We start from the raw sequence: 26,002 nt of genomic DNA on the forward strand, positions 1-26,002 counted from the left end.
TTCCGCGACCCCGCGGCACGGCAGCCGAACTGCCCGATGACATCGCCTGGGATGATGAGTTCGACGGCGCGGCGAGGAGGATCGGCGCAGACGAGCACACCGATGAGATCGGCGATCTGATGGCCGACGATCCAGACGCACGGGAGCGTCAAGGGGAGAGCGCGCATCGCGAAGAAAACGACTTCTCGGTATCGGCGGGGACCGAACAGTTGGCTGTCGACTCTGACAGCAACACCGTCGCAGGCGGAATCACCTACACGGTCGAGATCGACGGAGCAGCAGCAGCCAAGGCCGGGGAGCTCGTCGGCTCGACGGCCCGCGTCAGCGGAACGTCGCTCTCCATGGCCGATGCCGCAGCGATTCTCGCCGCTCTCGACGCCGCCGACGCACGCAGCGCCTACGACGACGACGGCGCGGACAACCTCACCGACGAGCAACGTGAGGAGCTCGAACATGCTCTGTCCCAGTTCATCTCGGCCCTATCCGAACGTCTTGCCGCCACACCCGTGATCACCGGTCCTGACACCGATCCGGTTCACGGCACCGACCAAGCACAGATCGACCGAGCATGTCACCGACTCGTCCAACGAATTCGGGGAGCGCCGCGCACGGTGGTGCGCGCGGCTGATCGTGGATCGCTCGACATGCGTCGCACGATGCGCTGCGCCGTCCGCACCGACGGGGTCCCCCTCACACTGTGGCGCAGGAATCGCACACCCGGCCCGGTACGGCTTCTCGTCCTTGTCGACGTCTCGTTGTCGGTGCGACCAGTCGCGGGCTTCATCCTGCGACTCGCACAAACCCTGTACGAGTTCGGCGACCACTGCGAGGTCGTCGCATTCGTGGACCGACCCGTGCTGGTCACCACCGCACTGCGAACCGCAGCAGCTGACGACGCACTCACGGCCGTGCTGGCCACCGACGACCTGGACCTGTCAGCGACCAGCGATTATGGCCGAATGCTCACCGAGTTGCTCGAGATCCACCGCGGTCTCATCACGCCGCGTACGTCGGTTCTCGTCGTCGGCGACGCGCGCAGCAACGGTTTCGATCCGCAAGTCGATCTGTTCGCCGAGCTGGCCAGGCGCGTCCATCGGGTGGCCTGGCTCACCCCCGAGCCGCGCCGCTACTGGACCCAAACAGGTTGCGCGCTCGATGAGTACTCACTGCATTGCAGTGGCGCGGTGAGCGCGCGCGACGGGACAGAACTGATCGAGAAGGTCGACGAACTCGGCTCAGCACTGGCCTGACACATCGCTATTACGCCAGCAGCCCCTTTGCCACGTGTGTCACCTGGATCTCGTTGCTGCCGGCGTAGATCATCAACGACTTCGCATCGCGCGCAAGCTGTTCCACGCGATACTCCGTCATGTAGCCATTGCCGCCGAACAATTGCACTGCTTCCATCGCGACCTCGGTGGCCGCGCGAGACGAGTAGAGCTTCATCGCCGACGCCTCGGCAAGCGACAGCGGTTTACCCGCCTTCGCTCGTTCGAGTGCGTTGAACAGCATGTTCTGCACGTTGATCCGTGCGATTTCCATCTCGGCCAGCTTGAGCTGGATGAGTTGGAACTTCCCGATCTCCTGACCCCAGAGCGTGCGCGACTTCGCATACTCGATCGAAAGTCGTTGCGCCTCATTGATGATGCCCATCGACAGTGCGGCGATACCGATCCGTTCAGCGGTGAAGCCCGCCTTGACGCCATCGTCGCCACGACTACCCGATCCGACGTCCTCGGTCTCGCCGAGCAGCCGGTCGCGACCGAGGCGAACGTTGTCGAAGAAGAGCTCACCGGTCGGCGAGCTCATGATGCCCATCTTCTTGAACGGCTTGCCCTGGGTGAGGCCTTCCATGCCCTTGTCGAGGACGAAGGTGAGCACCTTGCGTTCACGCATTGGGGTGCCATCGCCCTCGTCGAGCTTCGCGAACACGACGATCGTGTCGGCGTACGGACCGTTGGTGATGAAGGTCTTCTGCCCGTTGAGGATGTAACCGTCGCCATCGCGGCGGACCGTCGTCTTCATGCCACCGAGTGCGTCTGAGCCGGAATCCGGTTCGGTGATCGCCCAGGCACCGACTTTCTCGAGCGTGACCAGCTCGGGGAGCCACCGCTTCTTCTGTGCGAGTGTGCCTTTCGACCGGATCGTCGACACCGTCAACCCGACACTGACGCCCATCGACACCACCATGCCGAGGCTCGCGGCCGCGAGTTCCATGTTGAGGATCAGCGCCATCGAGTTCATCATGCCGCCGCCGGAACCCCCGGAACCCTTGGACTTCGACTCGCCCGCGGCCTCTGCGTCGAGCTCCTTCTCCAGGCCCTCGCGTGCCATTGCGTCGACGCCGAACGACGTCATCAGCTTGCGCAGGATGTCGTACGGCGGCAACTGACCGCTCTCGAGTTCGTCGGAATGCGGGCGGATCTCCTTGTCGACGAACGACCGCACCGCGTCGCGCACCATGAGGTCTTCCTCGGACCACTCGAACATTGCCACCCACCGTTCAACGCCGGAAATTAGAACACGTTCCATACTGTGTCAGCCCCGATCCCAACTTGTCCAGCGGCGGCCCTCGCGGGCTCGCTGGACGCGCGAGCGGTCGATGAGATAGGCAGAGAGCGTGAACGATCACGTGTTCGCCGAGTTCGGACCGTTCTTTGCGACCGACACCCACGCAGCCGCGGCACCAGTCGACGGGCCGTGGTCGACTCTGGCTGCGGCACTGGCGAATCCACGACGCATCGACAGCCGCGTCGAAAGGGTCCGGAAGGCTCTGGCTGCGGGCGCGGCGTCGAACGTCTCACCTCGCGTCGCGGCGTCGGTGACTCACCTTGGTCTCGTCGCCAGGCTGCTTGCACCGGCGCTCGCTGCAGCGGTGATCGGCACCCGCCTGTCCCTCGACCCCGCAGACGTCTGGTGGCAGGACCATCTCGGCGGGCCCTTCCCCCTATCCGTCGTGACGGTCGACGCGAAGCCTGCGCTCGACGACGGGTTCCCTCGCGCCGTCGACGACCTCACCGCACTCTTCGACGCGTCGTACCCGGTTGGGCCACACGTCCTCGGCGGCAACATCGCGTCGGCGATCAACTCGGCGGTGCGCATGATCGGTACCGCCCGGCCAGAACTCGCCGACGCGGCCCGACGCCACGCCGACCTTTTCCTCGCACGCCCCGACATCGAGGGCGGATACCTGCGGGCCGGACCGAGTTTCCGACGACGCAGCTGCTGCCTGATCTACCAGGTATCGGGCGATCGCACAGCCGTGTGCGGCGACTGCGTGCTGTCCGGATAAGCCAAACGCGGCCCGAACTTGCGAACGCGGCTGGTGTACCAGCCGCGCCTGCCAACTCGAGCCGCGTTTAAAGGAGCGTCAGGCGACCGTTTGCGTCGCGGGGTCGTCGACAACCTGCTTCGACGACCGCGAGCGCGACATCGCGCCCAGGACCAGCGCGAACACCGCGGTGAGCACCGTCCACAGGATCACCTGGTTGGCGATCGCGTAGACGCGGAAGTCGCCGATGACGTCGCCCGGGAAACCTGGGAACACGATCTGGCCCGCGTCGTTGGTGACCGGCGTCGGTACCTCGTCGAAGCTCGGCAGCAACGCGATCGCGACGGTGACCACTACCAGGTAGCCGACGCCGCCCGCGATCGCACCGAGCAGCCCACCGATGCGTGGACGCAGCCACAGCGCGAAGACGACGGCCGCGATGATCGCGATTACCGACACCACGGTGATGGTGAGATAGGCACTCGACCTGTCGGCGATGGTCTCGTCGTTGCCGACAGCCGGCGGGTTGGCCGGATAGGCGAAGTACGGGACGCCGAAGAAGGCCACGAATCCGAGCGCGCCGAGCGCGGCCGCCGCCCAGCGCGGATCGGTCGCGGGGTATCGCCGTCCGAGGTAGGTCCACAAGACCGTGAACCCGACCGCGAAGAACGCGCCCATCGCGATCGCGAAGATCACGGTGCCGACCCCGGCCCCGATGTTTTCCTGCACCGACCTGGTGAACACCTCGTGCTCGTGGCCGTGTTCGCCGCTGAGCATCTCCTCGGCGTGGCTGCGACCCTCTTCGTAGTCGATCGCCTTGGCGACCACCGGCTCGATGAAGATACGAGCGAACACATACGCAAAAATTCCGGCGATCAGGCCTGATAGCAGGCCCGCGCCGACGAACTTCTTCTCCATTGTTCTGTTGTCTCCCGGGTCAGATCAGTGGCAGGGGAAGCCGAGGAAGTGGCGGGAGTCGTGCACGAACTCGTGGATGTGGGTGTCGCTGCCGAACACCGACCAGGCGCCCTGGTCGTACCCGATGAAGTAGTAGGCCAGCGCGGCGATGAGCACAGTGGCGGTGAGCCAGAGCGCGGCCGAAGCGACCGAGAGATTCGGTACGGCGAGCGCAGCGGGCCGACGTTCGGCCTGTGATGAGGTGGCAACCATTGAGAGGGTTCCTTCCGGGATGACGCGTCCCTGACGTGGAGCAATGTGGCCTGGTTGCCACGTCCTGACTCGTCGCGACAGGTCGCTTCCCGTCGGACTTACAGTGGCGCGACCGTCCCGGATTCTCACCGGGTTCCTGGCAACCAGCGTGGATCGACTCTATACCAGGTTCTCGCCGCCGGACCAGCACGTCGCACCGCACTGTCAGACCCGTGCGGAACAATGGAAGAGTGCCCAGCTCGTCCTCCATCCTGAACCGCTTCACCGACCCGACGCGTCGGTGGTTCGGCGGCGCCTTCCCCGCGCCGACACCCGCCCAGCAGGGCGCGTGGAAAGCCATCGCCGACGGCGAGAACACCCTGGTCATCGCGCCCACCGGCTCGGGCAAGACCCTGTCGGCGTTTCTCTGGGCACTCGATTCACTTGCCGCCCGCCCCGATCGGTCCAAGGGCACGCGCGTCCTCTACATCTCCCCACTCAAAGCACTGGCGGTCGACGTCGAGCGCAACCTGCGCGCGCCACTGGCGGGCATCACACGCGCCTCGCAGGAACTCGGGATCACCGAACCGTCGATCACCGTCGGCGTGCGCTCGGGCGACACCCCCGCCGCCCAGCGTCGACTCCTCGCCAAAACGCCACCCGACATCCTCATCACCACGCCCGAGTCGCTCTACCTGATGCTCACCTCGTCGGCACGGGAAGCGCTCACCACGGTCGAGACGGTGATCGTCGACGAGGTACACGCCGTCGCAGGCACCAAACGCGGCACGCACCTGGCGCTGTCGCTCGAACGCCTCGACGAACTGCTCGACTCTCCGGCGCAACGCATCGGACTCTCGGCGACGGTCCGCCCGCCCGAGCTAGTCGCTGAGTTCCTCTCCGGCTCCCGTCCGTGCACCATCGTGCGGCCAAAGGCGTCGAAGACCTTCGACCTCCGCGTCGACGTCCCGGTACCCGACATGGCCAACATCCCGCCGCCACCGGATGCACCGGATGCGGATGAGCTCGACGACGCGTTCTCGCCGACCGCGGGTTCGCTCTGGCCCTACGTCGAAGCGTCGATCGTCGATCTCATCGAGACCAACCGTACGACGATCGTGTTCGCCAACTCTCGACGGCTCGCCGAGCGTCTCACCGCGCGGCTCAACGAGATCCACGAGCAACGCACCGAGCCTGGCCGCGAACCACCACGCAACGACCGCGTCGGTGGCGGCGCACCCGCAATGGTCATGGCCTCGGGGGCCACCACCGGCGCCGCGACTGTCCTGGCCCGCGCACACCACGGGTCGGTCTCCAAGGAGCAGCGCGCCGAGATCGAAGACGACCTCAAGAGCGGCCGCCTGCGCTGTGTGGTCGCGACGAGTTCACTCGAGCTCGGCATCGACATGGGCGCGGTCGATCTGGTGATCCAGGTCGAGACACCACCCTCGGTGGCCAGCGGGCTGCAGCGGATCGGACGCGCGGGCCACCAGGTCGGCGAGATCAGTCAGGGGGTTCTGTACCCCAAGCATCGCACCGACCTGATCGGCTGCACGGTCGCCGTCTCGCGGATGCGTGCGGGCGCAATCGAAGAGCTGCAGGTACCGCGCAGTCCACTGGATGTGCTTGCGCAACAGACGATCGCCGCGGCCGCTCTCGACGTGCTCGAGGTCGACGAGTGGTACGAGATCGTCCGCCGCGCTGCGCCGTACCGGGAGTTGAGCCGGTCGATCTACGAGGCGACACTCGATCTCATCTCGGGTCGCTTCCCCTCCGACGAGTTCGCCGAACTACGTCCACGTGTCACCTGGGATCGTGATGCTGGCACACTGACCGGTCGCCGTGGTGCGCAACGACTAGCGGTCACCTCTGGCGGCACCATCCCCGACCGTGGGCTCTTCGGTGTGTTCATGGTCGGCGAAAAGTCCAGCCGCGTAGGCGAACTCGACGAGGAGATGGTCTACGAGTCGCGCGTCGGCGACGTCTTCGCGCTCGGCGCGACGAGTTGGCGAATCGAGGACATCACCCACGACCGCGTACTCGTCTCACCCGCATTCGGTCAGCCCGGCCGCCTCCCGTTCTGGATCGGCGACGCACAGGGACGCCCGGCCGAACTGGGCGCGGCGATCGGGAAGTTCGTCGGCTCCATCGCCGACGAGGCCGAACTCGACCGTCAGGCAACAGAACTCGGGCTCAGCGAGTACGCACGCGACAACCTCGCGTCGATCATCTCCGAGCAGCGCGACGCGACCGGACAGGTACCGACCGACCGGACCCTGGTCATCGAGCGGTTCCGCGACGAGCTCGGCGACTGGCGCCTGATCCTGCACTCCCCCTACGGTTTACGCGTACACGCGCCGTGGGCGTCGGCGATCTCCGCCCGCCTGCAGGCCACCCTCGGACTCGACGGTGCGGTCACCGCATCCGACGACGGCATCATCGTGCGCCTCCCCGACACCGACGACGAACCGCCGGGCGCCGCAGTCTTCGTCGTCGATCCCGACGAGATCGAGCAGATGGTCACCGACGCCCTCGCCGACTCGTCGATGTTCGCCTCACGATTCCGGGAGTGCGCGGCCAGAGCCCTGCTACTCCCCCGCCGCGACCCCGGCCGTCGGGCACCGCTGTGGCAGCAGCGCCAGCGCAGCGCCCAATTGCTCTCCGTCGCATCGCAATTCCCCGACTTTCCGATCATCCTGGAGACGGTCCGCGAATGCCTGCAGGACGTCTACGACCTGCCGTCGCTCACCGACCTCCTCACTCGCATCCGATCGCGACGTGTTCGGCTGATCGAGGTCGAGACCCCGGAACCGTCGCCGTTCGCGGCATCGCTGCTGTTCGGCTACGTCGGAGCGTTCATGTACAACGACGACGCCCCGCTCGCCGAACGTCGCGCCGCAGCACTCTCCCTCGACACCGCGCTCCTCGCACAGCTACTCGGGCGCGTCGACCTGCGCGAACTGCTCGATCCCGCCGTCATCGCCGCCGTGGTCGCACGGCTGCAACGCCTCGACGAGCACCGCAAGGCACGCGACGCCGAGGATATCGCCGACCTGCTGCGGTGGCTCGGTCCGCTCACGACCGACGAGGTGGCGCTGCGGTATCGGCGCGACGACGACAGCCCTGCGGCGCTTGACGTGTTGACCGAGTTGCATCGGCGTGGCGCGATCATCTCCGTGAGCATCCGTGGCGTGCCGCTCTGGGCCGCTGTCGAAGACACCGCACGCCTGCGCGACGGCTTGGGAGTTCCTGCGCCACTGGGTGTTCCGGCAGCTTTCACCGAGTCTGTTCCCGATCCCGTCGGCGATCTCGTCCATCGGTACGCGCGCACGCACGGCCCGTTCACCGTCGACGAGGCCGCCGAGTCGATCGGAATGGCACCCGCGGTGGTGCGCGACACGCTGATTCGCCTTGCCGCCGAACGCAAGGTCGTCGAAGGCGACTTTCTACCCGCCACCGACGACGACCCCGACGGCAGCCCCGCGTGGACCACACAGTGGTGTCACAGCGACGTGCTCGGGCAGATCCGACGAGGCTCACTTGCCGCGAGCCGAGCCGACGTCGCACCCGTCGACGGCCCGACCTTCGCCAGATTTCTCGGAGCGTGGCAGCACGTCGCCGACGACGAAAGGCTCACCGGAGTCGACGGACTCGCGGCGGTCCTCGACCAACTGGCGGGCCATCAGCTCCCGGCGTCGGCGTGGGAGTCGCTGATCTTGCCGAGCAGGATCAGTGACTACCGGCCGGCCATGCTCGACGAACTCCTCTCCAGCGGCGACTTCATGTGGGCGGGTCACGGCCGGATCGGCTCCACCGACGGCTGGATCAGCTTCTTCCCCGCCGACCTCGCACCGCTGTTCGTACCGACCGAGGTCGAGATCGACACCACCGAGATCCACACCCGCCTCCTCGACACCTTCGGCACCGGGGGCGGACTGCGCTTCGCCCAACTGCTCGACGACGCGTCGACGGAGAGCGAAGCATCGCCGGGCGCCACCGCGACGCGCCAGCAGGTCGAGGACGCCCTGTGGGACCTCGTCTGGGCCGGTCACGTCAGCAACGACACGTTTGCGCCGGTCCGTGCGTTGCAGGCGCCTCGCCGCACCTCGTCGTCGAGTCGGTCCATGCCGTCACACCGATCGCGCGGTCAGGCTCCGCGCCTGCGGCCCGGACGGTTGAGCACGCGGCATCTCCTCTCGCAGACAGGCGGCGCCACGACGCCCTCCACGGCAACCGGTCGTTGGTTCGCAACCCCTACAGCGCTGCTCGAGACCACTGTCGCGACTCAGGCCCTGTGCGACCAACTGCTCGCACGCTACGGGGTCGTCACCCGGGGCAGCGTGACGGCGGAGGACGTCGTCGGAGGATTCGCACGAATCTACAAGGCGCTCAACATCTTCGAAGACAGCGGCCAGGTGCGACGAGGCTACTACGTCGACGGCCTCGGCGGTGCCCAGTTCGCGGGCACCTCCACCGTCGACCAATTGCGCCGCCACGCCCTGACCGACGACGCACCGGGCAGTCACCGCGCACCGAACACCGCGACGGTTCTGGCCGCCACCGACCCGGCCAATCCGTATGGGGCAGCGCTGCCCTGGCCAGACACGACGCCCGGCGCAGGCGGGCATCGACCGGGCCGCAAACCAGGCGCCCTCGTATGTCTCGTCGAGGGCGAACTCGTCGCATTTGTCGAACGCGGCGGGAAGACCGTGTTGACCTTCAGCGACGACGTCCCCGCATTAGAGGCCATGGCAGCAGCGCTCGCCGACATCGTGCGGGCCGGTCGTGTCGCCCGCCTGACCATCGACTCCATCGACGGCGTCACCGCGTTGCGCTCCGACCTGCAGCGGGTGCTCGTCGGCGCCGGATTCGCGACCACTCCCCGCGGCCTCCGAATGCGATACGGACAGCATGCCTGAGGGCGACACCGTCTACCAGGCCGCAGACCGTCTCCGTCGCGCATTCGATCAGACCACGTTGGAGCGCACCGACTTTCGCATTCCGTCGCTGGCCACCACCGACCTGCGCGGCGGACGGGTCGCCGCGGTCCGCTCCCGGGGCAAACATCTGCTCATCGACGTCGTGCCCGCGGCGGCGACTGCGACGTCGGCGCCCGATGGCGTCAGCATCCACAGCCACCTGAAGATGGAAGGCGTGTGGCACGTACATCGCGTCGGCACCAAGTGGCGCCGACCCGCGTATCAGGCGCGAATCGTGTTGGAGGCAAACGGGTACGAGGCCGTCGGCTTCGAACTCGGGATTCTCGAGCTACTTCCCCGTGCCGCCGCCGACCTCGACTACCTCGGACCCGACCTTCTCTCCGACGACTTCGACGCCGCGCGCGCCGTCGCCAACATCGAGGCACGGCCGGACGCGAAGATCGGCGAGGCGCTACTCGACCAACGGCTCATGGCAGGTGTCGGCAATGTGTACCGGTGTGAGGCGTGCTTCCTCCGGGGTGTCCGACCCGACCGACTCGTCGCCGACGTCGACGTGCCACCACTCGTCGACCTGTGCCGAAGAATGTTGTGGGCCAACAGGCTTCGCACGGCACGCACCACCACCGGTCGCACCGGACACAATGCGCGCACCTGGGTCTACGGACGAATCGGGCAACCGTGCCGACGATGCGGAACGCTCATCGCCCGCGAGTTCTGGCGCGACCGGCCGGACTCGACCAGCGAGGATCGGGTCGTCTACTACTGCCCGCGGTGCCAGAGCTGAACGTCGGCGCCTAGACCGGATACCGCTCCGGCTCTGGCCCGAACTCGAAGCGACGCGCGCTGACCTCGTCCGGCACGATCTCGACGTAGTTGTACTTCAACGTCGGGATCAGCGGGCGCAACGGGGCCTCGTCGGCCTTGGCGATCTCGGCGCCGGTGGTCAGAATTCGCGCCGACCCCTTGACCACGACACTCCACCCGCCGTCGTCGTCGTAGGCATCGGCCTCGAAGGCCACCTTGCCGTTGACGGCGAGTTCGGCGAGCTTGGTGCCCTCCGCTGTGCGCATCAACACGCGACCGTCACCGGCGAAATAGTTGATGGGAAAGATGTCGGGCTGGCCACCGACGCTCAACGCGATCCTTCCGACGTCGGAGGTGGCGAGCAGCGCCCATGCCTCGTCGACGGGAAGCTCGTGAATGGGATTGTGCACCATGGCGTCTCCTCTGCTCATGAATCCATTGTCACGCCGCCGAGGCGCCGGGCGAAGGGCATTTGGTCCTGTTGCGAAAGCGTGCCATTCAGTCCGGAATCGGCACCGGTTCCAGGATGTCGACCCGCGACTCAGGTGCAGCGGCACGCAGCGCGTCTGCCGATTCGTCGTCGGGTTGCTGTTGTGAGGCGATCTCCGCGGCGACCCGCGCCTTGTAGGTCTCGACCTCGAACGCCACCTTCTCAGGGCCCCAGCCGAGAACCGGCGCGACGAGGTCGGCGACCTCTTGAGCGCAGTCGACGCCGCGATGCGCGTACTCGATCGAGATCCTGGTTCTGCGCGCCAGGATGTCCTCGAGGTGCAGTGCCGCCTCATCGACGGCCGCATACACGACCTCCACGCGCAGATACTGCGGCGCGGCCTCGAGTGGACGCAGCAGCGACGGATCATCCGCCGCGTAGAACAACACGTCGTCGATCAGCGATCCGTACCGGTTGAGCAGTCGACGGATCCGGTAGGGGTGCAGTCCGTACTTCTCGCCGAGAGACTCGCACTGGTTGATCAGCGCGAAGTACCCGTCGGCGCCGATGAGCGGGACACGCTCGGTGATCGACGGCGCAACGCGTGTCGGGATGAAATCGACGCAGGCATCGACGGCGTCGGCGGCCATCACGCGGTACGTCGTGTACTTGCCACCGGCGATCGAGATGAGCCCCGGCGCGATCTCGGCCACCGCGTGCTCGCGTGAAAGCTTCGACGTCGCTTCGTCCTCGCCTGCGAGCAGGGGTCGCAGCCCGGCGTAGACGCCTTCGATGTCGTCGTGACGCAGCGGTGTCACCAGCACCTCGTTGACACGTTCGAGCAGGTAGTCGATGTCGGCGCGGGTCGCGGCCGGGTGCGCGAGATCGAGGTGCCAGTCGGTGTCGGTCGTGCCGACGATCCAGTGCGTCTCCCACGGGATCACGAACAGCACCGAGGACGCGGTCCGCAAGATGATCGCCGTCTCGCTCACGATCCGATCGCGCGGCACCACGATGTGTACGCCTTTGGAGGCCCGGACCTTGAACCGCCCGCGTTGCTTGGACAGTGCCCGCACCTCGTCGGTCCACACGCCTGCCGCGTTGATCACGCAGTGCGCTTTGATCTCGGCGGTCTCACCGTTCTCGGTATCGCGGACGCGCACACCCATGATGCGGTCGGCGTCGCGCAGAAATCCGACCACCTGCGTCGACGTGCGGATCACCGCACCGTAGTTCGCGGCGGTGCGCCCGACGGTGAGACTGTGCCGGGCGTCGTCGACAACGGTGTCGTAGTAGCGGATGCCGCCGATCAGCGAATCACGCTTCAACGCGGGCGCCACGCGGAGCGCACCCGACCGCGTCACATGCTTCTGGCCCGGCACCGATTTGGCGCCGCCCATCGTGTCGTAGAGGAAGATCCCCGCGGCGACGTACGGACGTTCCCAGACGCGATGCGTGAGCGGGTAGAGGAACGGCAACGGCTTGACCAGGTGCGGGGCCAGCAGGCTGAGTGAGAGTTCGCGCTCGTGGAGCGCTTCACGCACCAACCCGAACTCGAGTTGTTCGAGATAACGCAGTCCGCCGTGAAACATCTTCGACGAGCGGCTCGACGTGCCCGAAGCGATGTCTCGCGCCTCGACGAGCGCGACCCGCAGGCCACGCGTCGCGGCGTCGAGAGCCGCTCCGACGCCGACGACACCACCGCCGATGACGACGATGTCGAACTGTTCGGTACCCAGCCGACGCCACGCCTGCTCGCGGTAGAGCGGCCCAAGGTCAGCTGGTCGGTCCGGATTGAACTCCGTCTCCATGAGCCGAGACTAATCGACACCACGGGGGTTCACCGGTCATTGATACGGCGCGCCGACCGGCACGCGGGCACCCGGTCGGGTGAAGTCGACCAGCACGCCGACCACACCCGCGCTGCCACCCAGAGCGACCGACGCCTCGTACACCGCTTCTCGCATACGACGCCGAGCGACGATGTCGGCGTCGAAAATGATTGCCAGACAAGTCAATCCGCGAGCAGCGCGAAAGTGAACCCGTTGGGTGAACGCATCGCCCGCACGGTGCGCAGCGAGGCCGTCGACATCACGCTGCACCATCGCGGCGTCGAGTCGCTTGCGGGTGTCCTTCGACACCCGACCAGTGGTCTGCCATTGGGTCATCGCGTCGCGTACCGATTCGACCCCACCGATGTCGGTGACGTCGACAACGACGACCGCCAGTCGGCCGAGCGCATCGTCGACGACGTCGTCGGCAATGCGGTCGGCGAGACCGCGAACGTCAGGCGACAACCTGTCGATCCGACCGGCGGTGGCGTTCGGAGTCATCGGCCCGCACCCCGCTCACGAGAGGCCTCAGCGTGCGCACCGGATCGCTGCGCATCGACCTTCGGTTCGCTCGCGCTGGTGTCGGCAGCGGGATCGAGCGGCGGCATCGACTGCGGCGTCCAGTCGCCGATCACCGGCGGACCGACGAGCGGGAGGTCGCCGACGATCTCCTCGCCGTGCTCACGGGTGTTGAGGTAGCGGGCCGACTGGTGCTTGTTGTCGCCACGGTCGCGGGCACCGCCACCCGACGCCGGTGGCATCGCGGAGTTCGGACCCGACCGCATCGCAGGTCCCGCACTCGGGCTCGCCGACATTGCAGGCGTCGACGGCGCGGTGCCCAACCCAGGCGGTCGCGATGCGCCGAGTGATGGCGCAAGTGCACTCCCCGAACCGGCGCCGACGCCCTGACCTGCGCCGAGACCGGACGATCCGCTACGACCCGCGCCGAGCGATCCCGTCCGCCCGGAGTCCGCTGCACCGGGTCCACCGATACCGCTCACCGGTGTGCTCGCCGCGGCAGAGTCGGCGCTGCCGAACCCTCCTCGCGTCAGCCGGTCGGCATCAGCGTCGGCCGTGCCTGCCGCCGACGTTCCGGTGGAGCTCGACGGTCCGCCGGGGCCCACTCCACCCGCAGCGGGGGACGCAGGCGCCGGCGTCGACGGCGAGGTCGAGACCTCGCCGCTCGATCCCGGTCCGGCGGAGCCGCTCAGGTCGGAATCGGCGACGTTGCCCGACTGCGTGCGCCCCGATCCCGCGCCGGTGCCGGCGACGACACCCTGGCCCGAGTCGCTGCCCGCCATCGGATCCGACGACGCAGCCGGCAGTTCGGGTAGCCACGTCTGGACGCTGACCATCGGGTTCGTGTAGACGCCTTCCATCAACGACACGACCTCCGCACGCAACGTCGACGCATCCTCGGGATGCGCGCGGATCTGCGCGGCCGCATGCCTGACAGCACCGGCCTGCTGAGAGGTAGCGGTGAGGACGTCCTGGGCCTGCGCGAGTGCGTCGATCGCGGGCCGGACGGACTCGGCCGCCGCTGAGATGGCTTTGCCGACACCCGCACCCGCCGCGGTACTTCCGTCGGCCGCACGCCCGAGCATCGTGTCGTCTCCGAAGGCGCTCGTCAGACTCTTCACGACCTTCCCGACAGCGTCGAGCGCGGCTTGAATGGCGTTCGCGTCACCGCTGGCAGAGCTGTCGGTGATGCTCTCGATCTTCGCGAGGATCTCGGCGACACTCATCGAAGCCCATGGAGTGCGGCCGTTGCTGGTCGCATGAGCACCCCCGTCGTTGAACAGGTAGCTGTTCCGAGAGCCTGTACCAGTGCTTACCGCGGGCAAATCGGGATGCTCGTAGTACCGACCCGACACGCGTACCCCCCCGTCAGTCGTCGCGTGATCTCGCCGAAACGGTACCGCGACATCGCCGCGCGCGGCCGAGGATTCTCACGCCTGTGCACCAACTCCAGCCTGTGCACCAACTCAACCTGCGCTGGCCCTTCGCCGCGGGCACGCCGAGAGAACTCAGTCGAGGTCGTCGTGCCGCACGAGCTGTCGCGCGGCCTCGGTGATCGAACCCGAGAGCGAGGGATAAACCGAGAGCGTCTGGGCGAGATCGCCGACGGTCAGCTTGTTCTGCACGGCCAAGGCGATGGGAAGGATCAACTCCGACGCCGTCGGTGCGACCACCACACCCCCGATCACGACACCGGTCGCGGGGCGGCAGAAGATCTTGACGAAGCCTCTCCGCAGACCGCTCATCTTGGCGCGCGGGTTGGTGGAGAGCGGCAGCATCACGGTGCGCGCCGGGTACTCGCCGGCGTCGATCGCCTGCTGCGAGACGCCGACGGTGGCGATCTCCGGACGCGTGAAGATCGCGGAGGCAACGGTTTTCAGCTTGATCGGGCTCACGCCCTCGCCGAGCGAGTGATACATCGCGATGCGACCCTGCATGGCGGCGACGGAGGCAAGCGGGAACAACCCGGTGCAGTCGCCCGCCGCGTAGATACCCGGCACAGAGGTGCGCGACACCCGGTCGACGGTGATGTAGCCGCCCTTGTCCGTCGCGACTCCCGCACGGTCGAGACCGATTTCCCCCGTGTTGGGGACCGAACCAACGGTCATCAGCACATGCGAGCCGGTCACCGTGCGGCCGTCGGCGAGGTACACGGTCACGGAGTCGCCGGTGGGCTCCACCTTGTCGGCACGCGCATGTTTGACCAATTCGACGCCGCGCTCGGCCAGCGCATCCTCGAGGACCAGCGCAGCGTCTTCGTCCTCGCCGGGCAGCACGCGGTCGCGGCTGGAAACGAGCGTCACCTTCACTCCGAGTTCGGTGTAGGCGTGCACGAACTCGGCACCCGTCACACCCGAGCCGACGACGACGAGATGCTCTGGCAGCTTGTCGAGGTCGTAGAGCTGGCGCCACGTCAGGATGCGGTCGCCATCCGGCGCGGCGTCGGGCAGGACGCGCGGCGACGCGCCTGTCGCGATCAGGACGACATCGCCGTCGTAGTGCTCGGTCGTGCCATCCTGCAGCGTCGCCACGACGCGGTGCGACGCGATGCCGGGGTGCGTCTCCTCCAGCGAGGCGTAGCCGGACACGAGTGTCACGCCTTCGCTGAGCAGCCTGTCGCGGATGTCTGCCGACTGCGCGAACGCGAGGTCGCGGACGCGCTGGTGAATCTGCGGCAGCGTGACCAGCGCGTCGTCGGTGCGCAGGTTGATGCCGAGATCGATGGCTCGCCGAACCTCGGTTCGGATACCGGTCGACGCGATGAAGGTCTTGGACGGCACGCAGTCCCACAGCACACACGCGCCGCCGATGCCGTCGGAGTCGATCAGGGTGACGTCGGCGCCGTACGCTGCCGCAACCAGCGCCGCCTCGTAGCCGGCGGGGCCACCGCCGATGATCACGATCCTGGTCACAGAGCACACTCCTGTTCGGTGAGAGGGGCCATCGGGTACGGCGCATAGAGGCACCGCTCAACACCTCCAACCTAGTCCCACCCCGACGTCCACGCCGTCACCGGGCGAGTCGCGTCGCTCACCGTCCGCTTTCGTGACGGGCCGCGACCATCTAGAGTTTCCCGACGTGCCGATATATGCCGCGTACGGGTCCAACATGAGTCCGGATCAGATGACCGAGCGCGCGCCGCACTCCCCGATGTCGGGGACCGGCTGGCTGCGTGGTTGGCGACTCACCTTTGCCGGCGCCGACATCGGCTGGGAGGGATCGCTCGCGACGGTCACCGAGGACCGCGACGATCCCGAGGCCAAGGTCTTCGTCGTGCTCTACGACGTCCCCGACGAGGACGAGGCCACCCTCGACCGGTGGGAGGGCTCAGAACTCGGCATCCACCGCAAGATCCGTGCGCGCGTCGACACCTCCGACGGCCCCGTCCTCGCGTGGCTCTACGTGATGGACGCCTTCGAAGGCGGACTGCCGTCGGCGCGCTACCTCGGCGTGATGGCCGACGCGGCCGAAAGTGCAGGCGCCCCAGCTGATTACGTGCAGGACATCAGGCTGCGCGAGGCGCGCAACGTCGGACCGGGACCCGGCCCCATCGACTCCTGAGCGACGCCGCGGGCCCGACGCGGGGCGGGCGTGCTCAGCCTATGTCGAGCACGACGCCCGCGAGGGTGCGCACGCCGACCTCGAGTGCGCGCTCGTCGAGGTCGAAGTTGGGCTGGTGCAGATCCATCTGCGGCCCCAGCCCGTCCCACACGCCGAGCCTGCCCATCGCACCCGGAACGTGCTCGAGATACCACGAAAAGTCTTCTCCCCCAGGCGATTGCGGGGTGTCCGCGATGGCCTGTGGCCCTAGCGTCGATACCGACTTCGCCAACATCGCGATCGCGGTCTCGTCGTTGACCACCGGCGGCACTCCACGGAAGTAGGACAGGTCGTAGGAGACTCCGAGCGGGCCGAGCAGTTGCCCGACGACACTGCGCACCAACGGTTCCAACTCGTCCCACGTGCCGTGGTCCCCGGTGCGGACGGTGCCCCGCAGCATGCCCTCCTGCGGAATCGCGTTGGGCGCGTTGCCCGCATGCGCCGCACCCCACGCCATGACCGTGCCCGAGCGGGGGTCGACCCTGCGCGACAGCACACCGGGGAGTCCGGTGATCACCGTACCCATCGCGTACACGATGTCGCCGGTGAGGTGCGGGCGCGATGTGTGCCCGCCGGGCGAATGTATTTGCAGTTCAATGTGATCCGCCGCCGATGTCAGCGCGCCGGCTCGGAGGCCGACCGAGCCGACAGGAAGTCGGGGATCGCAGTGCAGCGCAAAGATCCGACTGACGCCCTCGGTCACTCCGGCGGCGACGGCGTCGAGCGCACCGCCGGGCATGACCTCCTCGGCGGGCTGGAAGATCAGTCGCACACCGACCGGTAGCAACGGCACGGCCGCGAGCAGCCGGGCCACCCCGATCAGGATCGCGGTGTGCGCATCATGGCCGCACGAGTGCGAGACACCCTCCACGGTCGACGAGAACGGCAATCCGGTGTGCTCGGTGATGGGCAGCGCGTCCATGTCGGCACGGAGCGCGATGCGCTGACTTGTCGTCGGGCCGAGATCGCAGACCACACCAGTGCCCAGCGGAAGACGCGTGGGGTTCAGGCCCACTTCTCCGAGAAGCGCCATGACCATCTGGGTGGTCTTGACCTCTTGCCGAGACAACTCGGGCTGCTGGTGAATGGCACGCCGCCAGCCGACGACGTCGGCGCGGTGAGCCGCCCACCAGTCGTCGATGATCGACGCGCCGTCGCTCATAGCAGCGCTGCAGGGGTCGGGGCCGCGAGATCGGCGAGAAGGTGCTGCCGCAGTGCCCGTTTGACGTTGGCGAGGTTCGGCCCGGCGACCGCCGTACGCTCAGCGGCGACCTCACTCGCCCGCGTGAGCAGGTCGTCGGCCGCCACAGCGTCGTCGACGATGCCCGCCGTCACGGCGTCGGCCGCACCGTAGCGGCGACTGGTCAGCATGGCCTCTGTGGCGGTGCGATCCGGCAGGCGCGTGGTGAGCAGTCCTGCCATCCCGCGCGGGAACGGCATGTTCAACGCTGCCTCAGGGAGCGACCAGAAGCCACGTTCGGTGCGCATGACCACGTAGTCGGCGCACAGCGCGAGCATGGCGCCCGCACCGAACGCGTGACCGTTGACCGCTGCCACCGTTGACTGCGGAAGCGTCAGGACCTTCGCGTAGAGCGCATGCACCCGGTCGAGGTACGCGGGCAGCTCCGACGCGTTGGCGAAGACGAAGTCGGTATCGAGTCCGTTGGTGAAGAACTTGCCTGTCGAGGTGATCACCAGGCCCTTGGCCGGGCCCGCCGCGATCTCGTCGAGCAGGCCTTCGATCGCGTCGAGCCACGCAGGGCTGAACCGGTTCTCGGGATTGTTCTCGTCGAGTTCGACACCCGGCGACCCGAGGTACAGGTAGGCGATATCGGGATTCTCGGACTGCGCTGCGTCAGACAGATACGGCATGGGTCGACCTTATCGCCTGGTCACACGCCGCACGCAGGATGCCCCTAGTGTGATGCCCATGGATCCCACCGTCGACGCCGACGCCGCGGCCATCTCCGCGGCAGCGACCATCGCAGCCGAAACCGATGCCTCCACACACGACGTCGCGGTCGTCCTCGGGTCCGGCTGGGCCCCGGCGGCTGAGGCGTTCGGCGCACCGATCGCGTCCGTGCCGATGGCGCACATCCCCGGCTTCCTGCCGCCGACGGCCGCAGGACACGGCGGCGTCATCCACTCGGTGCGGATCGGAAACTGTCGAGTCCTGTTGATGCTGGGCAGGATTCACGCCTATGAGGGCCACGACCTCGCCCGCGTCGTCCACCCGGTACGCACTGCGGCTGCGGCCGGTGCCCGCACGATCGTGCTCACCAATGCGGCGGGCGGCCTGCGCGACGACATGTCCGTCGGCCAACCGGTCCTCATCAGCGACCACCTCAATCTCACCGCGCGCTCGCCGCTTGTCGGTGCGCAGTTCGTCGATCTGGTCGATGCCTACTCCCCGCGCCTGCGCGCCGTCGCCCGCGGTATCGAGCCGTCGCTGGCCGAAGGGGTGTACGCGGGACTACCCGGACCCCACTACGAGACCCCCGCGGAGATCCGGATGCTCCGGACCATCGGCGCCGACCTGGTCGGGATGTCGACGGTGCACGAGACGATCGCCGCCCGCGCGGCGGCGATGGAGGTTCTCGGTATCTCGCTGGTCACCAACCTCGCGGCCGGGATCACCGGAGAACCGCTCAGCCACACCGAGGTTCTCGAGGTCGGGCGGGCGTCGGCGGCACGAATGGGCACGCTGCTCGCCGCGATCATCGAAGAACTCGGCGCGGCGTGAGTGGCGGAGTCGAGGACGCGAGAGACGGAGTCATGGACCTGAGCGAAGGAGTCGAGGACGAGTGGGTCGCCGCGTGGATCGCCGCCGATCCCGATCCCGCAACCCGCGCCGAACTCTCCGCACTGGACGGCCCCGACCTCGCCGAGCGTTTCGCCGCACCGCTACGGTTCGGCACCGCGGGGTTGCGTGGCCCGGTGCGCGCGGGCCCCAACGGAATGAACGTCGCAGTCGTCACCCGAGCGACGGCGGGCCTTGCCGCGTGGCTGATCGAGCACGGACACCGGGGCGGTTCGGTCGTGGTCGGTCGTGATGCCCGTCATGGTTCCGAGCAGTTCGCCGCTGCGGCGGCGCAGGTCCTCGCGGCGGCAGGCTTCCGCGTCGTCGTGGTTCCCGCGCCGGGTCCGACGCCGCTGGTGGCGTTCGCGTGTCGCGATCTCGACGCCGTCGCGGGTGTCCAGATCACGGCATCCCACAATCCGCCCGGCGACAACGGCTACAAGGTCTACCTTGCGGGGGGCGCCCAGATCGTTCCGCCGGCCGACGGTGAGATCGAGGAACTCATCGCCGCATCGCCCCACGCCGTCGACGTTCCTCGCCGAGACGTCGTGCACGATCCCCGCGCCGACGAGATCGTCGGCCGCTACCTCGACCGCATCAGCACCCGTTTCCCGATGGTCGCCGACGCCTCACTGCGGATCGCTCTGACGCCGATGCACGGCGTCGGCGGCGCGCTCGCCGTCGATGCCCTTGCGCGCGCCGGATTCACCGACGTCCACGTCGTCGACGAACAGTTCGACCCCGACCCGGACTTCCCCACCGTGGCCTTCCCGAATCCCGAGGAGGCGGGGGCAAGCGACCTACTGCTCGCATGCGCGGAGAAGGTCGAAGCCGACATTGCGATCGCACTCGATCCCGACGCCGACCGGTGCACGGTGGGCACGCGCGTCGACGGCACCTGGCGGATGCTCACCGGCGATGAGACAGGTGCGCTGCTCGGCTCGTTCATCCTCTCCGACGCCGCCGCAGGCCCTGACGGCTCGCCACCGGTCGTTGCGAGCACGCTGGTGTCGAGCAGTCTGCTGGAGAAGATCGCCAGGCGCGTGGGCGCACGTCATGTCACGACGCTGACCGGCTTCAAATGGCTTGTGCGCGCGGGCGAACCGCTGCGCTACGCCTACGAGGAGGCGGTCGGGCACTGTGTGGACCCCGACGCGGTGCGCGACAAGGACGGCATCAGCGCGGCGGTGGCATTGGCCGTGTTGGCCGACCGTTGTCGACGCGACGACGTCGGAGTGGCCGACCTGCTCGTGTCGCTCTACGAGACACACGGCGTGCATGTGACGCGCCAACATTCGGTGCGCGTCGACGACACCACCGTGATCGCTGCACTGATGGACCGTCTACGCACCTCACCGCCGAGCACACTGGCAGGCATCGCCGTGACCGCCGAGGACTACGCCCGCCGCGACGACGGCCTGCGCACGGACGCGATCGCGCTCAGCGGGGTGGCTGGTGACGGGATGTCGGTGCGGGTGATGGCACGCCCCTCCGGCACCGAGCCGAAGCTCAAGTACTACATCGAAATGACGACACCTCCCGGTTTCGTGGTGTCGGCAACACAATCGCCCGCGCAAACGACATACGGTGCAGATACCCGTGCACTGGTCCATCTGCTCGACGACATGACGCTGCGTGTCGCGGCCGAACTCGCCGAGTACGGCCGCACCTGATCGACACCACAGTCCGGCAACGGGTCACCGACGGAAGGAATGCTCCGCATGACCTACCCCCAGCTGCCCCCGCAGCGGTCGCCGTGGTCGTCTCCGGCGGTGATCATCGCGATCGTGACGGGAGTCCTCCTCGTCGTCGGCGTCGTTCTGGCCACGCTCATCCTGCTCCCGCGTCTCGAAGGCGACGATTCGAGCTCGGCGGCGGCGTCGAGTTCAGCTGTGCCGACGACCGGGGCACCGGCCAGCGTCGGACCCGCGACCACCACGGGCGGCTCCGGTGGTGCCCAGAACGGCACTCGCCCCACCGAATCCCAGAACAATGGCAACCAGAACGATGGGAGCCAGAACAACGGCAACCAGGACACGGGTAGCCCCACGACCCCGCACGCCACCCCCGACATCGCGGGAACCGACTGGCAGGGGTTCACCGGGGGTCCGCGCTGCAACGCGGCCGACGACCCGGCGATGGTGATCGCCCAGACGAATCGCTCGCAGATCGTGATCTGCCAGGTCGGTTCGCAGTCCGGACGCTGGTACTACAAGGGATACGCCGACGGAAATTCCGTCGAGGTCGGCTATCCGACTCGCAGCGGCAACACCTACAGCGCCACCAACGGCAACGTGACCTACGTCGTGGGGCCGAGCCAACTCGACATCGAGAAGAACGGCGAGACCATCGCCACCGAGCCGATGAGCGCGTACTGGAGCGCATCCTGACCTGCGCCTCCATACCCCGTGACGGGGCGTCGGGATCGCTGGATTACAACTGATTGGTGACCTCCCCCGACGCGCCAGTCCTGAACGCCTCATCGGTCGACGTCGTCCGCAGCGGACGAAAACTACTGCACGACGTCAACCTGTCGGTCTCGCCGGGCGAGCACTGGGCACTGTTGGGACCCAATGGCGCGGGCAAGTCGACGCTGATGGCGATCCTGGGCGCGCGCAGTCATCCCACGACCGGAACCGTTGATGTACTCGGCCGTCGGCTCGGTCGGGTCGACATGCGCGAGTTGCGAACCCACATCGGTCACGTCGACCCGCGCTGGCGTATCGACGTGCCGATCACCGCACACGACGTCGTGCTGACCGGGCTCACCAACACCCCGGAGCTCGACCGCCGCCACGTCTACACCGACGACGAGCATCGCCACGCCGACGACCTGCTCGAGATGTTGGGTATGAGTGCCCGCACAGACTCCGAGTGGCCGGTGATGAGCCAGGGCGAGCGGGGTCGCACGCTGATCGCGCGGGCCCTCATGCCACGTCCCGCGCTCTTGCTGCTCGACGAGCCCGCGACTGGCCTCGACCTCGCCGCGCGCGAACGTCTGCTGTCGGCCATCGACCGCCTGCGCGCAGACGTCGATCGCCTCGCCAGCGTTCTTGTCACCCATCACCTCGAGGATCTGCCGAGTTCGACGACGCACGCGATGCTGCTCCGCGACGGCGAGGTGACGGCGTCGGGACCCGTTGCTCAGACGCTGACCTCGGACGAGATCAGCGCCTGCTTCGACCACCCGGTCTCTGTCCGACGCCACGAAGGTCGCTGGTCGGCGACGGCCGCGTAACACGCTTCGGCGTCGACATCCCCGCTGCGTCCTCCATGTGGGGTCCTCAGCGAGGGCCGAACTGGCGGTCGCCCGCATCGCCGAGTCCGGGCACGATGTAGGCGGCCTCGTTGAGTCCGTCATCGACAGAAGCGACCACCAGTCGTACCGGATGCCCCGAATCATCCAGTGCGGCAACACCTTCCGGAGCAGCAACGACGCAGACCGCGGTGATGTCCGTCGCGTTGCGTGCGACGAGGAGTTCGATCGTGTGCAGCATCGATCCGCCGGTGGCGAGCATCGGATCGAGGACGAACACCGGGAACCCGGACAGATCGTCGGGCAGCGATTCGAGGTACGGCACCGGCTTGGCGGTCTCCTCGTCGCGCGCGATACCCACGAATCCGACGTGCGCCTCGGGCACCATCGCGAGTGCCTGCTCGACCATACCGAGCCCCGCGCGCAGGACCGGAACGAGGAGCGGCGCACATTCGAGTTTTGACCCCGTGTAGGGCTGCAAAGGCGTCTCGATCTCGACGACCGCGGATTTCGCAGAGCTCAACGCCTCGTACACGAGCATCTGCGTCAGACTCGACAGCGCAGCACGGAATTCCGCGTTACCGGTTGTCTTGTCGCGCAACGTGGTGAGCCGGGCCGCGGCAAGCGGATGTTCGACGATCTGTACCTGCATGCGGATCACTCTAGGGCGCGTCCACCGGCAGTGCGCGCTTGTCCGGCAGCCACGAGAACGCAATTCGATGGAACCGATCGGGGCTTCTCGCCGTCTCAGTTCGCATGACGGACCTCACCTCCCAACGAACCTCACTCGACACCGGCACACTCGACGCCTACGCGGGCACCCAGCGCACCGCAGAGCACCGTGTCGCCGCACACGCTGTTGCCAGCCGTACCGACCTCGCGGCGCTGACACCGACGTTCGGCGTGATCGGAGCCGAGTTCCTCGCGGCACTATCCGCGACGATGCAGGCCCGCGCCGAGCGTCTCGACGCCATTGCCGGCGCTCACGATCGGATCGGCACCACCACGACGACCGCCGCCGTCGCCTACTCCGACGCCGACGCCGCGAACGCCTCCGACATGGGGCTCCGCCTGCCATGATCACTGTCGACATCCTCATCGCGCCCTTACGCATCCTGATCACCGCACTCGGTACCGGGGTGCTGCCCGTCGAGAACCCCGCCACGACGATCCGGTCGGCGAGCACCGACCTCGACGAGGTGCGTCGAACCTCGGCAGCGGCGACGTCGGCGGTGCAGAACGGGTGGCACGGAACCGGGTCACGCGGCGCCGTAGCGGCAGCCGAACGCACTGCCCGCGCCTCGACCGCCGTCGACGACGACGGACGGCAGATTGCCACACTGGTGGAAACCGCAAGTGCTCGAATCGAACTCGCGGCCCGACAGCTGCGCGAGCTGGTCGATTCGTTCGAGCGTGCGGCTATCGCGATGGGTCCCGCGCTGTCGACGTCAGCAGGCCTGGTGGCCATCGTGCCGGTCGCAGTCGACCATGTGCAGCGCGGGCTGTCGATCGTGTCGCGTGCACAGGCCGACCTCGCCGACGACACCAGAGCGATGAGCGAACTCGGCCGCCACGAAGCGCCGGCGCAGGTCGGCTCGCGGCCCGCCGCGAACACAACGTCGCCGACAAGCAAGGGCGTAGCGGTCACTCTCCCCGACGGTTCGGTCGCCTACGCACCGAATGAACGCGCTGCCACCGCGGTCCGTGCAGCACTGAGCCAGCAGGGTGTGCCCTACGTCTGGGGTGGCACCACGCCCGACGGCTTCGATTGCAGTGGATTCACCCAGTGGGCCTACCGCCAGGCGGGCGTCGAACTTCCTCGACTGGCGCAGGAACAGGACACCGCAGGCATGGCGGTCACACAGGATCAGTTGCTGCCCGGCGACCTCGCCGTGTGGGATGGACACGTCGCCATGTACATCGGCAACGATCAGCTTGTGGAGGCCGGCGATCCGGTGGGTGTTTCGCCGTTGCGTACCACCAATGCGGGGCAGGGATTCCAGGGCTTCTTCCGGCCGAAGTGATCCCGGGCGGACGGGGCAGGTATCGAGTTCACAGCGATCATCGCTACGCTGTTGCCTCATGGCCGGAGACATCGTTCCCATCGAACTCGGACTCACCAACGGAAACGGTTTCACCCTGTGGGCGCCACGCTGGCGTGAGGGCGACGACGAGTGGGAGGCATTCCTCGGACTCGACGATGACCTGTACGTATTCCCCGGCGTCGCCGAGCTCGTCGGCTTCGTCCGCACCGACACCGACAACGACCTCGTCGAGCATCCCGCGTGGGACACCGTCAAGCAGCTCTCGGCCGACGAACTGATCCCCGACGACCGCCACACCTACGATCTCGTCGGTGTGCCGGAGCTCGCGGCAGAAGACCCGACGCCCGAGGTGATCGCCGAACTCGAGGACGCGCTCGAGATCGTGCGCATCTTCGGCGAGGTCTGCGAACTGATCACCGTCACCAAGTTCTTCAACGGCAATCCGATCCTCGGCGCGGTGACCACCGGTACCCGCAACTTCGAGGGCCGCGACGGCGTCGACCTGTGGGTCCGCATCGGACGTCTCATCGCCAAGCACTGGGACGACGTCCTCGACTCCATCGATGACGTCATCACGACCCCTGACGTCGACGCTGCGGCCGTCACGGTCGCCGCCGACGAACTCGAAGCCGCCGCGTCGGCCGAGGACGAGGACGAACCCGACGACGACATCGACCTGCTCGACGACGACTCCGACGACTCCGAAGACGCCGAGGCCGCGGCGGTTGTCACAGCCGCGAAAGGCGCAGACGACTCCGAGGAAGACGACCTCGATGACATCGACGACGACGATTTCTGGGCGGGCGTCGGCATCGATCCGATCAAGATCGTCACCGGGACCGGTGAGTACCTCTCGCTGCGCTGCTACCTCGGAGACGATCCCGTGTTCCTCGGTACACGTGGCAAGATCTTCGTGTTCACCTCGCCGCGCACACTCTCGAAGTTCCTCGCCGAGAACAACGACCACGACCTCACCGACGTCTCGACGTTCACCGACGTCCGCACCGAGGCAACCGATGGGGCGCTCGAGTTCGACGTCATCGACGACAACGTGTACGTGCTGCCCGGACTGGCCGAGGACATCCTCGACGGCCCGCGCCGCATCGACCGCAACCAACTCGACCTCGCCGTCGAATTGTTCTCCGACGCAGCCGATTACGCCGACGACGACGCGGTCTCGGAGGCCTTGGCGAGCACGACCCCGCTCGGCTGGTTCGTCGACTACGCGATCAATCCGGACCCGAAGCGATTGGCACCGTCGGCACCGTTCGACAACGAGGCCGAGGCGTGGCGCGCACTCGAGCATGACTTCGAGGACCGCCTCGAGATCAAGCGCTGAGGAGCCACCGCCTGCAG

The 26,002-nt window shown here is 67.5% G+C and carries 23 protein-coding genes and 1 riboswitch; of the genes, 12 read left to right on the forward strand and 11 right to left on the reverse strand.

Annotated elements, in window-relative coordinates:
• A partial coding sequence (madC, locus tag GOSPT_RS17750; protein WP_005207832.1) for a MadC family VWA domain-containing protein occupies positions 1 to 1,250 on the forward strand: 1,250 nt, incomplete at its 5' end.
• 10 nt (positions 1,251 to 1,260) lie between these two features.
• On the opposite strand, the gene GOSPT_RS17755 is transcribed toward madC, so the two are convergent.
• Positions 1,261 to 2,490: an acyl-CoA dehydrogenase family protein gene (locus tag GOSPT_RS17755; protein ID WP_039856568.1), complete on the reverse strand. Its 1,230-nt coding sequence runs from the start codon at positions 2,488 to 2,490 to the stop codon at positions 1,261 to 1,263.
• A 130-nt stretch (positions 2,491 to 2,620) separates the two neighbouring features.
• On the opposite strand from GOSPT_RS17755, the gene GOSPT_RS17760 reads away from it, so the two are divergent.
• The gene (locus tag GOSPT_RS17760) at positions 2,621 to 3,292 is read left to right on the forward strand and encodes a (2Fe-2S)-binding protein (protein WP_005207834.1); all 672 of its coding nucleotides are present in this window, start codon (positions 2,621 to 2,623) and stop codon (positions 3,290 to 3,292) included.
• Between the two features lie 78 nt (positions 3,293 to 3,370).
• On the opposite strand, the gene GOSPT_RS17765 is transcribed toward GOSPT_RS17760, so the two are convergent.
• Positions 3,371 to 4,189, reverse strand: a complete 819-nt coding sequence (locus GOSPT_RS17765) for a CbtA family protein (protein ID WP_005207835.1) — start codon at positions 4,187 to 4,189, stop codon at positions 3,371 to 3,373.
• Positions 4,190 to 4,213: 24 nt separating this feature from the next.
• Positions 4,214 to 4,441 (reverse strand): CbtB domain-containing protein, encoded by a 228-nt coding sequence (locus GOSPT_RS17770; protein WP_005207836.1) that lies wholly within the window; start codon positions 4,439 to 4,441, stop codon positions 4,214 to 4,216.
• A 22-nt stretch (positions 4,442 to 4,463) separates the two neighbouring features.
• Positions 4,464 to 4,618: riboswitch (cobalamin riboswitch) on the reverse strand.
• 53 nt (positions 4,619 to 4,671) lie between these two features.
• Here GOSPT_RS17770 and GOSPT_RS17775 point away from each other — a divergent pair.
• Together GOSPT_RS17775 and GOSPT_RS17780 are read left to right on the forward strand one after the other, a co-directional pair.
• Positions 4,672 to 9,339, forward strand: coding sequence for an ATP-dependent helicase (locus GOSPT_RS17775; protein ID WP_005207837.1), 4,668 nt, complete (start codon positions 4,672 to 4,674; stop codon positions 9,337 to 9,339).
• Positions 9,332 to 10,144 (forward strand): DNA-formamidopyrimidine glycosylase family protein, encoded by an 813-nt coding sequence (locus tag GOSPT_RS17780; protein WP_005207838.1) that lies wholly within the window; start codon positions 9,332 to 9,334, stop codon positions 10,142 to 10,144. Before GOSPT_RS17775 ends, GOSPT_RS17780 begins: the two co-directional genes overlap by 8 nt.
• A gap of 10 nt (positions 10,145 to 10,154) precedes the next feature.
• On the opposite strand, the gene GOSPT_RS17785 is transcribed toward GOSPT_RS17780, so the two are convergent.
• The 5 genes from GOSPT_RS17785 to GOSPT_RS17805 form a co-directional block, all read right to left on the reverse strand.
• On the reverse strand, positions 10,155 to 10,577 hold the full coding sequence (locus tag GOSPT_RS17785; protein WP_005207839.1) for a pyridoxamine 5'-phosphate oxidase family protein: 423 nt from the start codon (positions 10,575 to 10,577) through the stop codon (positions 10,155 to 10,157).
• Positions 10,578 to 10,662: 85 nt separating this feature from the next.
• Positions 10,663 to 12,405: a glycerol-3-phosphate dehydrogenase/oxidase gene (locus tag GOSPT_RS17790; RefSeq protein WP_005207840.1), complete on the reverse strand. Its 1,743-nt coding sequence runs from the start codon at positions 12,403 to 12,405 to the stop codon at positions 10,663 to 10,665.
• A 36-nt stretch (positions 12,406 to 12,441) separates the two neighbouring features.
• A complete protein-coding gene (locus GOSPT_RS17795; RefSeq protein WP_005207841.1) occupies positions 12,442 to 12,927 on the reverse strand; it encodes a hypothetical protein in 486 nt (161 codons plus the stop codon).
• Complete coding sequence (locus tag GOSPT_RS17800; RefSeq protein ID WP_141630927.1) at positions 12,924 to 14,171, reverse strand: hypothetical protein; 1,248 nt, start codon at positions 14,169 to 14,171, stop codon at positions 12,924 to 12,926. The genes GOSPT_RS17795 and GOSPT_RS17800 overlap by 4 nt, the downstream gene beginning before the upstream one ends.
• Before the next feature lie 282 nt (positions 14,172 to 14,453).
• Positions 14,454 to 15,857: an NAD(P)H-quinone dehydrogenase gene (locus tag GOSPT_RS17805; RefSeq protein WP_005207843.1), complete on the reverse strand. Its 1,404-nt coding sequence runs from the start codon at positions 15,855 to 15,857 to the stop codon at positions 14,454 to 14,456.
• A 166-nt stretch (positions 15,858 to 16,023) separates the two neighbouring features.
• On the opposite strand from GOSPT_RS17805, the gene GOSPT_RS17810 reads away from it, so the two are divergent.
• On the forward strand, positions 16,024 to 16,506 hold the full coding sequence (locus tag GOSPT_RS17810) for a gamma-glutamylcyclotransferase family protein (protein WP_039856596.1): 483 nt from the start codon (positions 16,024 to 16,026) through the stop codon (positions 16,504 to 16,506).
• 34 nt (positions 16,507 to 16,540) lie between these two features.
• On the opposite strand, the gene GOSPT_RS17815 is transcribed toward GOSPT_RS17810, so the two are convergent.
• Together GOSPT_RS17815 and GOSPT_RS17820 are read right to left on the reverse strand one after the other, a co-directional pair.
• Positions 16,541 to 17,707 (reverse strand): amidohydrolase, encoded by a 1,167-nt coding sequence (locus GOSPT_RS17815; RefSeq protein WP_005207845.1) that lies wholly within the window; start codon positions 17,705 to 17,707, stop codon positions 16,541 to 16,543.
• Positions 17,704 to 18,417: an enoyl-CoA hydratase/isomerase family protein gene (locus GOSPT_RS17820; protein WP_005207846.1), complete on the reverse strand. Its 714-nt coding sequence runs from the start codon at positions 18,415 to 18,417 to the stop codon at positions 17,704 to 17,706. Before GOSPT_RS17820 ends, GOSPT_RS17815 begins: the two co-directional genes overlap by 4 nt.
• A gap of 58 nt (positions 18,418 to 18,475) precedes the next feature.
• On the opposite strand from GOSPT_RS17820, the gene GOSPT_RS17825 reads away from it, so the two are divergent.
• From GOSPT_RS17825 to GOSPT_RS17840, 4 genes are read left to right on the forward strand one after another with little or no spacing between them, the layout of a single operon-like run.
• Positions 18,476 to 19,288 (forward strand): purine-nucleoside phosphorylase, encoded by an 813-nt coding sequence (locus tag GOSPT_RS17825; RefSeq protein WP_039856598.1) that lies wholly within the window; start codon positions 18,476 to 18,478, stop codon positions 19,286 to 19,288.
• 32 nt (positions 19,289 to 19,320) lie between these two features.
• Complete coding sequence (locus GOSPT_RS17830) at positions 19,321 to 21,018, forward strand: phospho-sugar mutase (RefSeq protein WP_005207848.1); 1,698 nt, start codon at positions 19,321 to 19,323, stop codon at positions 21,016 to 21,018.
• Positions 21,019 to 21,066: 48 nt separating this feature from the next.
• On the forward strand, positions 21,067 to 21,735 hold the full coding sequence (locus tag GOSPT_RS17835; protein ID WP_039856599.1) for a hypothetical protein: 669 nt from the start codon (positions 21,067 to 21,069) through the stop codon (positions 21,733 to 21,735).
• Positions 21,736 to 21,788: 53 nt separating this feature from the next.
• Positions 21,789 to 22,583: an ABC transporter ATP-binding protein gene (locus GOSPT_RS17840; RefSeq protein WP_005207850.1), complete on the forward strand. Its 795-nt coding sequence runs from the start codon at positions 21,789 to 21,791 to the stop codon at positions 22,581 to 22,583.
• 46 nt (positions 22,584 to 22,629) lie between these two features.
• On the opposite strand, the gene upp is transcribed toward GOSPT_RS17840, so the two are convergent.
• On the reverse strand, positions 22,630 to 23,253 hold the full coding sequence (gene upp, locus GOSPT_RS17845; protein WP_039856600.1) for a uracil phosphoribosyltransferase: 624 nt from the start codon (positions 23,251 to 23,253) through the stop codon (positions 22,630 to 22,632).
• A 104-nt stretch (positions 23,254 to 23,357) separates the two neighbouring features.
• On the opposite strand from upp, the gene GOSPT_RS17850 reads away from it, so the two are divergent.
• From GOSPT_RS17850 to GOSPT_RS17860, 3 genes are read left to right on the forward strand one after another with little or no spacing between them, the layout of a single operon-like run.
• A complete protein-coding gene (locus tag GOSPT_RS17850; protein ID WP_005207852.1) occupies positions 23,358 to 23,681 on the forward strand; it encodes a type VII secretion target in 324 nt (107 codons plus the stop codon).
• Positions 23,678 to 24,625, forward strand: coding sequence for a C40 family peptidase (locus GOSPT_RS17855; RefSeq protein WP_005207853.1), 948 nt, complete (start codon positions 23,678 to 23,680; stop codon positions 24,623 to 24,625). Before GOSPT_RS17850 ends, GOSPT_RS17855 begins: the two co-directional genes overlap by 4 nt.
• Positions 24,626 to 24,683: 58 nt before the next feature.
• Entirely contained in the window at positions 24,684 to 25,985 is a 1,302-nt protein-coding gene (locus GOSPT_RS17860; RefSeq protein ID WP_005207854.1) for a SatS C-terminal domain-containing protein, read from the forward strand.
• The last annotated feature ends 17 nt before the right edge of the window (positions 25,986 to 26,002 follow it).

The organism is Gordonia sputi NBRC 100414 (assembly GCF_000248055.1).
GTDB classification, from domain to species: domain Bacteria; phylum Actinomycetota; class Actinomycetes; order Mycobacteriales; family Mycobacteriaceae; genus Gordonia; species Gordonia sputi.